Origin of the sequence: Paenibacillus sp. BIC5C1, from assembly GCF_032399705.1 — a bacterium.
Classification (GTDB): Bacteria; Bacillota; Bacilli; order Paenibacillales; family Paenibacillaceae; genus Paenibacillus; species Paenibacillus taichungensis_A.
On record NZ_CP135922.1, the window covers coordinates 5,905,680 to 5,917,679 of the forward strand.

9 protein-coding genes are annotated in these 12,000 nt (G+C 46.9%); all 9 read right to left on the minus strand.

The annotated features are described in order from the left end of the window. Positions 1 to 43 precede the first annotated feature (43 nt). A complete protein-coding gene (locus RS891_RS26415) occupies positions 44 to 1,672 on the minus strand; it encodes a putative polysaccharide biosynthesis protein (RefSeq protein WP_315793624.1) in 1,629 nt (542 codons plus the stop codon). A 60-nt stretch (positions 1,673 to 1,732) separates the two neighbouring features. After that, a complete protein-coding gene (locus RS891_RS26420) occupies positions 1,733 to 2,173 on the minus strand; it encodes a DUF456 domain-containing protein (RefSeq protein ID WP_063566179.1) in 441 nt (146 codons plus the stop codon). Positions 2,174 to 2,227: 54 nt separating this feature from the next. After that, positions 2,228 to 2,977, minus strand: coding sequence for a Cof-type HAD-IIB family hydrolase (locus tag RS891_RS26425; protein WP_113056006.1), 750 nt, complete (start codon positions 2,975 to 2,977; stop codon positions 2,228 to 2,230). Positions 2,978 to 3,677: 700 nt separating this feature from the next. Then, entirely contained in the window at positions 3,678 to 4,550 is an 873-nt protein-coding gene (locus RS891_RS26430; protein WP_113056007.1) for a metal ABC transporter permease, read from the minus strand. After that, entirely contained in the window at positions 4,550 to 5,509 is a 960-nt protein-coding gene (locus tag RS891_RS26435; protein WP_063566128.1) for a metal ABC transporter permease, read from the minus strand. Before RS891_RS26435 ends, RS891_RS26430 begins: the two co-directional genes overlap by 1 nt. Before the next feature lie 3 nt (positions 5,510 to 5,512). Then, positions 5,513 to 6,334 carry a metal ABC transporter ATP-binding protein gene (locus RS891_RS26440; RefSeq protein ID WP_315793625.1) on the minus strand — a complete coding sequence of 274 codons (822 nt, stop codon included), beginning with the start codon at positions 6,332 to 6,334 and terminating at the stop codon, positions 5,513 to 5,515. A 33-nt stretch (positions 6,335 to 6,367) separates the two neighbouring features. Beyond that, complete coding sequence (locus tag RS891_RS26445; protein WP_315793626.1) at positions 6,368 to 7,351, minus strand: metal ABC transporter solute-binding protein, Zn/Mn family; 984 nt, start codon at positions 7,349 to 7,351, stop codon at positions 6,368 to 6,370. 206 nt (positions 7,352 to 7,557) lie between these two features. Then, the gene (locus RS891_RS26450) at positions 7,558 to 9,534 is read right to left on the minus strand and encodes a peptidoglycan D,D-transpeptidase FtsI family protein (protein ID WP_397386868.1); all 1,977 of its coding nucleotides are present in this window, start codon (positions 9,532 to 9,534) and stop codon (positions 7,558 to 7,560) included. A 367-nt stretch (positions 9,535 to 9,901) separates the two neighbouring features. Continuing rightward, a complete protein-coding gene (locus tag RS891_RS26455; protein WP_315793627.1) occupies positions 9,902 to 11,926 on the minus strand; it encodes a peptidoglycan D,D-transpeptidase FtsI family protein in 2,025 nt (674 codons plus the stop codon). Positions 11,927 to 12,000 lie beyond the last annotated feature (74 nt).

A 12,000-nucleotide genomic window follows, 5' to 3' on the forward strand; every position in this document is an offset into this window, starting at 1 on the left:
ATTTCAAACAATATAACGAAGTGTGTATTAGTGTGTTGATCGATTATCCACGTTGCCCGGCTCCACGTTGTAGACGCATGAGCGGACGGAGTATTTTTTGCAAAATACGAGGGTAACTGCCCAGTTCGTCTTTACGAAGTACACGTAGAACAACCATGAGTACCAGATACACGACAACCACAAGCGCACCCACAAACAGACAGGTAACGAGGAATGATACACGTGCTGGCAGGAATAAATCAAAGATGGAGTTCCCGGCCCAGTTCGCTGCAAAACCAACACCTGCTGCAAGCAGCACGGTAATGATGAATCCTTTCCAACGATCACCCATGATCGAGAAATCAACAATTTTGCGAAGTACCCGCAGATTGAGGTACGTAATAACCAAGAAACACAATGCGGTCGCAATAATGATTCCGTAAATGCCAAAAATCGGAGCCAGGATTAAACTCGCTATGAGTTTGACTACGATACCCGCAGCTACACTGATCATTGTAATCCGTGGTTTACCCACCCCAAGCAAAATGGAGTTCGTGGTCATCATTGTAATTTGGAAAATAGTACCGAACGTCAGCAATGTAATGATTGGTGTCCCGTCTGGGCTGGTAAACAGCAAGCCGTTAACGGAATATGCTGCCGCACATAGAGCGATAACGATTGGCATCCCGGTCAGAATTGAAATGCGCAAAGCAAGCGTCACCTGATTTTTCAGATGAACTTCATCCTTGCGTGCAAAAGCTGCCGAAATGACTGGCACAAGTGATTGACTCAGTGCGATAGCCAAAATCGGAGGAATGCCTGCAATACTTTGGGCCTTGGCACCGAGGATGGCAAGAACTCCTGTCGCTTCTTCCAGTCCGACTCGTCCGCTAAGCAGTGGAACTACCAGCGATGAATCGATAAAGTTAATCGCCGGAACAGCGAGTGAAGATAAAACGATTGGTATCGAAAGTTTGAATATATCGCTGTAAATACCCCGCATGGGCAATTGCTCCGCACGCTCGTAATTCAATTGAGCCGCACGGTCATTTTTGCGAAGCTTCAAGGTGAAGTACAGCATGACAGCAAAAGCGCCAATACTTCCGAATACGCCCCCAAATGAAGCCCCTGCCGCAATGGTTTGATCATCATAATTCCATTGCAGCATAACAAACGCCACGATGATCGCTGTACCTACACGTGCAAACTGCTCCACAATCTGTGAAATGCCGCCTGCCGTCATATTGCCACGACCCTGGAAATATCCACGCATCATTGCGATGGCCGGGAAGAGAAGCAGCGCTGGAGCCAAGGCCCGAATGGCGCTCACCGATTCCGGTACTTTGGATACGTACGTCGCATAATACGGTGCTGCGAACCATAATAAAGCAGACATTACGACCCCGGCTACAGCCGCAAAGATCAGAGCTGCACGGTAGATTTGTTGTGCTTCACCTGCGCGTCCCAGTGCATAACGTTCCGAGACCATTTTACTAAGTGTACTCGGTATGCCTGCTGTAGCTACGGTTAACAGCATTAAATATACCGTGTTGGAGATGGTAAACGATGCGTTACCGATATCGCCGAGGATATGCTCCAGCGGCACCCGTTGAACCAATCCGAGTACCCTCGCAATCAGCGCAGCTGCCGCCAAGATGAGCGTACCTCTAATGAATGTTTCCTTCTTTGACAAGCCAATTCCCCTTCTTTCCCCCACAACGACGTGCATCCAGATGAAGTCGCTCCCGAACGTCTATGCGAATCTTACCACCCAGATAATAAACAGAACAATCATGACGATTTGCAAAATAATTTTCATAACGGTGCTTGTAAACAGCCCCACCACGGAACCAAATCCGACTTTGGAAGCTTTGGCTGGTGAAGAACCTCCGATCAGTTCTCCGATAAAAGCACCGATAAATGGCCCCAGTACAAGTCCGAATGCCGGAATGACAAATGGGCCAATGATGACACCAATCGTACTGAGCGTCGTCGATAATTTGGAGCCGCCGAATTTCTTCACACCCCAGGCACTGACGACATAATCAGCCACAAACAGCACCACTACGATCAAAATCTGGATAATCCAGAACCATACACCGAACGGAACAAAGCTGAAGAACCAGCCATAGACCAGAAACGCGAAGAAAATCGCTACAGCACCAGGCAGTATGGGATATACCGTTCCGGCCATCCCCACCGCAAACAGCAGTACAATTAAAATCCAGCCAACGGTTGCGAGCAAAGGTTATTCCCCCTTCAAAATATGATCACGGATGACTTCGACAATGCCATCTTCGTTGTTGCTCGCTACGATCAGGTCAGCCGCTTCCTTCACTTGCTCCTGCGCGTTGCCCATGGCAACACCAAGACCCACAGCTTCAATAACAGCCAGATCATTCAAGCTGTCTCCAACAGCAACCACTTCGGACATCTCGATGCCCAGCAGCTTGCAGACTTCAGCTACACCGCTCGCTTTGGATACTCCACCAGGATTAATCTCAATATTAACAGGTGAGGAGTTCGTCATTTGCAAGCCGCCCATTTGCTGCAGTTCCATCATAATCTGGTGACGGACTTCATCCACTTCGGTATTGAATCCGAATTTCAGCCATTCCAGACCTTCAATATTGTCCGTCCAGCGATCACGGTTGAACAGCTCTTCCACGGAGTATGCCCAGTACCAGCTATTATATTTTTCGCCAATCTCCTGCATTTTGCGGATCAATACCGGGTCCATCAGATGGCGCATATGCAGATCATGCGGAGCTTTCCAGACTTCACTGCCATTGACCGTTACCATCGGGGTTTCCAGCCCAAGCTGCACTGCATAAGGCATCGCATGAAAAACAGCTCTCCCCGTCGAAAGGCACACATGCACTCCCCGTCGAATGGCGATCTGAATCCATTTGGCGGTTTCCTGTGTGATCTCATGATTATCATTAAGCAGTGTTCCATCCATATCCAATGCAAGCAATTTGTATTTTAGTTCACTCATGCCGTATTTCCTCCTCAGTTGTCTCTCTCCAAGTTGAACTCATGGATATACATATAGGCTCTACGCGGGCAGAAAACCTTTCCAGTTGTTGTATCTTTGTTTCAGAATTACCTTTCTCTTTAGTGTATTGAGATTATACGAGGTAACCGTTACGTGTACGGATCGTCTTCCGATCGCTGTTGTCTCCAAATTTTCTAGATTCTCTCTTCTTAAAGGTTAGAAATTCGGAGACAGCATATGCTTTCGAAGCAGCTTTCTTACAGAAAGCTTTTAGGTGAACGCTATCGCTTCTTCAGTCGATTCCGTCCCCTTCACTACATCACCTGTGTATTTAGACCTCATAACACCTATTTTGTAGAAGGAAAATCCATAAACAAAGCTCCCCTCTTCAGGTCCCTTCAGTCCTCTCCGTTTCCCAATGTATGTCCAGTTCAACTTATACGCTCTTTATATCTATCTAACATACTCTCACAAAAAGATCGCCCGGCATCCGCGTAGGCGGATGCTCCGGACGTCACAGCTAACGACATTTTACCACAGATCGTCTACCTGCAACAAAGTAACCCGCGATACGGGTGACCCTTTGCAACATGGCAACAGGTGTCTGTTCCAATTCGTGTAAGAGTCTGGTATGAGATAAAACTTACCCGTATCCATGAAAAAACCGCCTGCAATGCAGGCGGCTGCTACTTTTTATCCATTAACGTGCCGCGAATTTGCGACGAGCATACCGGAAGACGATACCATGCTTTGGAGACAGCAGCAGGGCCAGCACAAACAGAATTCCTGCTACCGCCACCATGCAACCTGCAATGGAAGCATCCAGCGCGTATGCCATGATGTAGCCTCCAATTGATGAAGCCGCTCCTACGAGCACGCTGTACAGAATCATTTTACCCAATCGATCCGTAAGCAAGTAAGCCGTCGCTGCAGGTACAATCAACATGCCTACCACGAGAATAGACCCTACGCTTTCAAATGAAGCCACAGATGTCATGGAAACGAGCCCCATAAGCAAATAGTGGAACAACACCACCGGAATACCGCAGGCCGCAGCCAGCGCCGGATCAAAAGCACACAACTTGAACTGCTTGTAGAACAGGCCGATTACAAGGAGAATGACCAGCAAGGTGATGCCCAGCATCCAGACCGCCCTAGGGCCTACATCCGTCCCACCAAGCGTTAAGGTATCCCACTGGACATAAGCGATCTCACCGAACAAGACACAATCGAGATCCAGATCAATATGCCCGGCATTCAAACTGATCAAAATCACACCCACTGCGAAGAGTGCCGTAAATACTATTCCGATGGAAGCATCCGATGATAGTCCTCCAGCCTGCAAGCTTTGAATGAAGAACACCGTCAGTAATCCAAATACGGTTGCCCCAAGCAGCATCCATAACGAATCACGTGAACCACTCCACAGGAAAGCAATCGCAATACCCGGGAGAACCGCATGACTGATCGCATCTCCAACCAGAGCCATCCGCCTTAAGATTAGAAAACAGCCAAGAATGGCGCAGGCGGAAGATACCAGGATGGCCGTCAATATAATCCAAAACGTCGCCATTACAACTCACCCCGTTCCTGCTGCGCTCGCTGTGCAGAGAGTGTCTGTAGCGTGGCATGCTCTTCTCTCAAGTAAGCGGATTTCGCCTGCATACTTCGCAAACGCCGTGCTAACAGTCCGCGTCTTGGAGCAAGCAATGCGGAACCCGCAAATAGCACTGTTGCTGCCAGTACCGTTACTGGCCCTGTCGGCAGATTAGGCACCAAGGTGCTGAAGATTGTACCTGTTGCACCGCTCAGTGCTCCAAATACGCCGGCCAACAGTACCATAAGCGAGAGCGAGTCCGTCCAGCAGCGAGCTGCTGCCGCCGGGGTAACCAGCAAAGCGGCGACAAGCACCACACCAACCGCCTGAATCCCTGCAACAACCGCAATAACGGTTAACAGCAGAATCAGTTGTTCCAGCATGCCAACCGGCAGTCCCATGCCTCGTGCAAATCCCGGGTCAAAGCTCACCAGCTTGAATTCTTTGAACCATGCCAGACAAGCGATCAATAATACAAGACAGACGCCACCCATAACATACACATCCGTCATCACCATGGATGCGGCCTGACCAAACAAATATTTATCAAGTCCACTCTGACTGCCACTCGCACCGTGCTGAATCCGAGTAAGCATCACTACACCTATACCGAAAAATACAGTCAGTACAATCCCCATTGCCGCATCCTGCTTGATCCGGGAATACCGTGTAATCCACGATATGCCGAAGGTTGCAATGATTCCAGCCACAAGCGCACCGAATAGGAATAATCCTACGGATTTGGTTTCAGTCAACATAAACGCGATACAAATTCCCGGCAGAGCTGCATGCGCCAGCGTATCTCCCATGAGACTCTGACGACGCAAAAATGTAAAAGAACCAATAATTCCACTACTGAATCCGAGTAACAAGCAGCCAAGCAATATCCAGCGTGTATTGGGATCGGACAAAATGGCTACTATCCAGTTCCACATGCACTACACCTGGCCTTTCTCCGACCGGCTTCCGATCATCGCTATCCGGCCTCCATACGTCTCTTGCAAAGTATCCGGAACAAATACTTCATTCGTGGGTCCACCTGCAACCAGCCGTCCATTAAGCAGCAGCACATGGTCGAAATATTCCTCTACTGTTGCCAAATCATGGTGAACAACAAGTACGGTCTTCCCTTGCTTTTTCAACTGTTCCAACAGTGAAATGATAGCTTTTTCCGTTGTGGCGTCCACACCTGCAAACGGCTCATCCATGAAATACAATTCCGCATCCTGTACCAGTGCCCGTGCCAGAAAGACACGCTGCTGCTGTCCTCCGGACAGCTGACTGATCTGGCGGTACATATAATCACCCATGCCCACTTGCTCCAGACAGTGAGCTGCCAGATCCCGTTCTTTTTTGCCTGGACGGCGGAACCAGCCCAGATGTCCATAACGCCCCATCATGACAACATCGAGGGCGTGGGTTGGGAAATCCCAATCAACAGATTCTCGCTGAGGTACGTAGCCGATTCGGCGACGCTGTTCTCGGTAGGACTGACCAAAAATTTTCACTTCGCCGTGCATTTTAGGCACTAGTCCCAGAACGGCTTTGATCAAGGTTGATTTCCCCGCCCCATTGGGACCAAGAATACCAATTAGCTGACCTTCCGGGATGTCAAAAGATACCCCACTGAGCACCGGCTTTTTATGGTAAGCCACCGCCAGGTCCCTAACACTAAGCGGAGCTGATGTAGGTTGTGTTCCCTTCAGATGGTTAGCATTTAATTGTAATTGAGATTTTTCGGATAAAATTGTATCGCTCATACTCACTGTCCACTCCTCTCTTCATATCATTTCTCATTTTAATGCCTCTACAATCGTCTGAGTGTTGTGACGGATCATGCCGATATACGTTCCTTCTTCTGTTCCCTCAGCACCCATCGCATCCGAGAACAGTTCACCACCAATACTTACGGTATGTCCTTTTTCGGCCGCCCCAGCAATAATCGCTTCCATCGCTTTTGCTGGAACGCTGGATTCTACAAATACCGCTTTGATATTATTTTCCACAAGGTAATCTCGCAACTCACTGACATCCCTCGCACCATACTCTGCTGCTGTACTGATTCCTTGGAGCCCCATCACTTTCATGTCATAAGCTTGGCCGAAGTATCCAAAGGCATCATGCGCCGTAACCAATACCCGGCTAGCTTCCGGTATCTCCTGGATTTTTTCCCGCACCTCTGAATCCAATGCCTCCAGTTTCGTTAGATACTGCTCCGCTTGTACATTGTATTCTTCTGCGTGTTCAGGATCTGCTTCCACGAGTGTATCGCGTACAGCTTCTGCCGCATGCATCCAGTGGCTAACATCAAACCAGACGTGTGGATCGTATTCCGTTCCGCCTGTATCTTTTCCTGATCGCAATTCATCCACCGGAATGTTTTCTGTGACAGCTGTTACTATTTTGCTCTTGGACATTTTCTCCAAGATGTCTGTCATTTTTCCTTCAAGATGCAGCCCGTTGTAGAAAATGACCTTCGCTTGCTCCAGCTTCCGAATATCTCCCTGCGAAGCCTTGTACAAGTGAGGATCTACCCCTGGGCCCATTAGCCCGGTAACATCAACATATGCCCCGCCGACTTCACGCGCTACATCCGCAATCATGCCTGTTGTTGCTGTAACCTGTACCTTCCCTTCACTACCTCCTGTTTCCGCTGCACTTGAGCACGCTGTTAGCACGATAACCAGAACAACAGCTGTCAGTGTCATTAACCCTCTCTGAATGCTCCTCATCTTCACCATCAACAATCCAAACCGCCCCTTTCCCTCTCCTAACATAATTGTCCTCATCTAATTTTGTTGTACAAGGTATTAAAATTTATACAAGACTAATAATGTTTCCCTTGTGCAAATTTTAGCCGATGCAAAATAAAAAGGCAAGGGATAATTTCCCCTGCCTGTCCAAATGAGTATATTGGCGATTTAATTAACCTGTTTTCTTTTCGACTTATCTTCTGTCCTATTTTCTTTCAGTTGCTTCATCACTACTCTGTATCTTTCCCCTGGTTTTTCTTCCCTTTTGGAGTCCCATCAAGGCCATACACTTCATCGTAAGCATCGAAAATTTTACGTGCAATCGGAGACGCACTGACCGATCCAAAGCCACCTTCGGGCACAACAACCGCTATAGCCAGCTTCGGATTATCCCGTGGTGCAAATGCGATAAATACTCCGTTTTCCTTTTTGTTCGGCCCTGTTCCCTGCTCCGAGGTTCCTGTTTTTCTCGCATAATCGTAGGGGAAACCTTCAAACGAACTTACTTTGGTGACCATACCCTTATGCACTTCATTCCAGTATGCATCCGCAAAATCAACCTCGTTTAACACTTTTGGTTTGATTTTCTTGACCACATTACCATCTGCATCACGGATTTCCTTCACCAAATGAGGTTCGATCCGTTTGCCTTTGTTGGCAAGCATTGTCGTATATTGTGCAAGTTGAAGCGTTGTATATTTACCTTGCTGACCAAATGAGGCAAAAGCGAGACGTGTAAGAGCCGATTCATCTTTGTTTTTATACTCAAGTCTACCCAAGAATTCACCAGGCAAGTCAACACCAGTTGATACACCCAAGCCAAATTCCTGCATGTGCTCGTGCCAAATATCAATCCCTTTATCCGAGCCATACTTATTTAGAAGTCTCTTGCCAACCATATCAATCATAAAGGCATTGGAAGATTTCTCAATAGCCCGCCTCGCTGTAATATTGCCATTATATGCAGAATGGGAGTTCCTCACTTGTCTCCCGTCTTTCCCCAAAATGGCATATCCCTGGTCATGATAGGTCTGTCCCGTCGTGAATAACCCTTCTTTTAATCCAATCAATACACTGAGTGGCTTGATTACGGAACCTAGCAAAACAACGGATTCCGTATGTTTCTTTGTATCATCCGGCGGGAAGGATGCCATCGTTCCATTTCGAAAAACGTATTTGATCTTGTCATAATCCCAGTCATTCGGATCATAATCCGGCATACTCGCCATTGCCACCACATTACCTGTATCCACTTCCATAGCGACAGCGTATCCAGTAACTGCTTTTGGCAACTTCCTCAATTCATCGGTAATAGCTTGTTGTGCAACCATCTGAATTTCCTTGTTGATGGTTGTAATTAGACTATACCCCTTCTCAGGTGGGGTCAGATTCATCGTCCCGTCCGGCAAATTTCGTGCATCAATATCAATGGACTGGTAGCCACTTCGTCCACGAAGTTCTTCTTGATATTGTAGCTCCAGGCCGTCAAAGCCTACCTTCTCTTCTTCGTGATAAACAAGACCCGGGTCACGCTGGGTACTTGCTGATTCCCGAATGGCTTTATACTTTTTAAGTGTATCCGGCGCTCGTTTGAATTCTCTTGTATATCCAATCACTTGAACGGCTACACCATCTGGGTCGTATCTTCGGACATTTTCCTCCAGGACCATAACGCCTGGAAACTCTGCTTTTTTCTCCATGAAATAGGCAATCTCTTTGGTTGTTAAATCGGATTTAACCAACCTTGGTACATACCCAAAAGTCTTCTGATAATCCAAATCCAGTCGCTTCATGATTTCTTCTGCATCTGGTTGTTCTTTGTCCCCCGGATTAAACTGTTTAAACACAGCCGCCAATTCATCAGCAAGTTCCTGCGCCTCCTGCTTGCGGTCATCATTTCTATAATCCTCATACAACAACACATAGAGGGACTGCACAGGCTCCGAATAAGCCAGCGCGACCTTCCCTGTCGCATCATAGATTGGCCCCCGAACAGGAGCAAGCGGAATATCTTTGGTATTACGGCTGGTTTCCATATAGGTCAGTTCAGGTCCCTCGACAAATTGCACAAAGGCCAACCTAAAAATGAGGATACTGAATATCACAAACGCAGCGAAAAAAAACATATTCATTCTTACACTAGACGGCTTGTTGTTGACTGGTGTATCTTCATTGGACATTTTCTTTTTCCTCAATCGGTTAAACATGGGATAAGCCTCTCCGTTCTTATGTAAAAGTAGATTAATCCATCAATCATATTGCATCATTCGGTTCAAATAACATACCTTTCCTTCTACAAGTCTATCAAAGGTCATCTGCCATGTCCTCCAGATTTTGGTTACATTTTCGTAAACAGAAGAGACATATGCCGATTCTTTCGAAACGATGTCAATACAGACATATCGTTACTCTTTTTACTCCTGAATTAATTTTCATTCTCTTATATAAACGTATCATGGACGATGTTTGTTACATACTGATTTGCAGCAGCTTGTGGGAAAGTGGCCTCTTAGTCGTGGCAAACGTAAAAAGGACCCTCGAAAGGGTCCCTTCTTTTGTAATCAGCGACTTATATTACTGTGTATCTGATTCCTTATTTTTATCTTTTTTCGGTACACCGTCCAGACCAAACTCTTCGTCATACGCATCGAAGATCGCACGTGCAACTGGTGCTGCACTACTGGAACCGAAGCCCCCTTCAGGGATAACCACAGCTACAGCCAGCTTCGGATTGTTACGCGGTGCGTAAGCAATAAACACCCCGTTATCCACCAATTTCCCTCCGACTAACTGTGTGGATGTTCCTGTTTTTCTGGCAAAGTCATAAGGGAAACCGCTAAATGAAGATACCTCCGTTGCCATGCCTCGCTGTACTTCATTCCAGTAAGCATCATTAAAATCGACTGTGCTGAGCACTTTCGGTTTCATTTTCTCAACCACATTGCCTTGCGAATCACGGAACTCACTGACTAATTGTGGCTCCATACGTTTTCCTTTATTCGCTAGCATCGTAGCATACTGTGCCAGCTGCATTGTTGTATATTTCCCTTGTTGTCCAAAGGAAGCATATACCAGACGTGTTAAAGAACTCTCCAATTCATTCTCATATTCTTTGAGACCAGACTTCTCATTTGGCAAGTCTACTCCTGTAGACACACCGAGACCGAATTGCTCCATGTACTTGTCCCATACGCCAATTCCCTTGGCGCCATACCTGGAGTACAGCTTCTTGCCGATTTCATCAATCATGAACACGTTGGAAGAATGACGAATCGCATCATGAGGAGTCAACAGACCATATACGTGACCGGAAGAGTTCTGTACTCTGCGGTTGTCCCCCCCAAATGTCGTAGATCCTCTGTCCGAATAAACCGAATTGGTCGTGAAGAAACCTTCCTTCAAACCAATTAATACACTAAGCGGTTTGATTGTGGAACCAAGCAATACAACAGATTCCGCCCGTTTACCTGAATCGTCTGGCGGGAATCCACGAATGGTACCATTTTGATAAATATATTTTATTTTGTCGTAATCTTCCGTGCTTATACCGCCAGTTCTCCACACATTAGTGTCGTAATCCGGCATACTGGCAGCAGCAACAATCTTCCCTGTATCCACTTCCATTGCGACTGCAAAACCTGTTTTTGCATTGGGATGCAGCTTACCGGAGACCTGATGTGTATGCAGCCAGCTTAGTTGATCCAGTATCGCTTGTTCCGTTTTCACCTGAACATTTTTGTTAATTGTTGAAATCAGGTCATACCCTTTTTCAGGTGGGGTAGAGCCTGCTACACCTTCAGGCAAGTTCCGCAAGTCAACGTCCACGGAGTTATAACCGCTTTTCCCCCGCAGAACATCCTGATATTGCAGTTCCAGTCCATCGAAGCCAACAAACTCATTCTCGGTATATACAAGACCTGGGTCCGTTTGCTTTTTATTGGCCTCATCAACCTCTTTGTATTTATTGAGTGTTTTGGAGCTTTTAAACTTTTTGAGATAACCAATCGTCTGAACGGCTACCGTATCCGGATCATAGTAACGCACACTTTCTTCTACAATCTGAATTCCCTTGAATTCATCCTTGTGCTGAAGAAAATAGGCTACTTCCTCATCGGACAGATCACTCTTAATCAAACGTGGCATGAACCCGTTTGCTTTACGCGAATTGAGGTCCATTGCTTCTAAGATGTTATCGACCGTAAGGGCCTCGGAATCCTTTTTCTTATACTGCTCAAAAACATCATGCAGCCGGGTGGCAATGTCCTCCACTTCCGCTATATTCGGATTAGGCTTGCCATCCACATCCCCATAATTTTTGTATAAGGTCAGATACAAGGATTGAATCGGCTTGGAGTAAGCCAGCTTCACCTCACCCGTGGAATCATAGATGGTTCCTCTCACGGGCGCGAGCGGTACATCTTTGGTAATGTTGCTCGCTTCCTCCTGACTGAGCTCAGGCCCTTCCACGAATTGCAAAAATGCCAGCCGTACAATAATAACGCTAAAAATAACAAAGGAAGCGAAGAAAAATACGTTCATTCGGTAACTAAAGCGCCGCTTGTCCGTAAGTTCGTCCTTCTCTTTTGAATGATTTTTCATTCATCCTACCTCTTTCATGACTTGATGCATACCGTCCAGGCTGTACAGCCCCGGCATGATAACCTGGCAACGTC

What these genes read in the sequence shown, in the direction of transcription:
- RS891_RS26420 (WP_063566179.1), bottom strand. Translation starts at nt 2,173, where the DNA reads ATGGCCGGAACGGTATATCCCATACTGCCTGGTGCTGTAGCGATTTTC.
- RS891_RS26425 (WP_113056006.1), bottom strand. Translation starts at nt 2,977, where the DNA reads ATGAGTGAACTAAAATACAAATTGCTTGCATTGGATATGGATGGAACA.
- RS891_RS26430 (WP_113056007.1), bottom strand. Translation starts at nt 4,550, where the DNA reads ATGGCGACGTTTTGGATTATATTGACGGCCATCCTGGTATCTTCCGCC.
- RS891_RS26435 (WP_063566128.1), bottom strand. Translation starts at nt 5,509, where the DNA reads ATGTGGAACTGGATAGTAGCCATTTTGTCCGATCCCAATACACGCTGG.
- RS891_RS26440 (WP_315793625.1), bottom strand. Translation starts at nt 6,334, where the DNA reads ATGAGCGATACAATTTTATCCGAAAAATCTCAATTACAATTAAATGCT.
- RS891_RS26445 (WP_315793626.1), bottom strand. Translation starts at nt 7,351, where the DNA reads ATGTTAGGAGAGGGAAAGGGGCGGTTTGGATTGTTGATGGTGAAGATG.
- RS891_RS26450 (WP_397386868.1), bottom strand. Translation starts at nt 9,534, where the DNA reads ATGTTTAACCGATTGAGGAAAAAGAAAATGTCCAATGAAGATACACCA.
- RS891_RS26455 (WP_315793627.1), bottom strand. Translation starts at nt 11,926, where the DNA reads ATGAAAAATCATTCAAAAGAGAAGGACGAACTTACGGACAAGCGGCGC.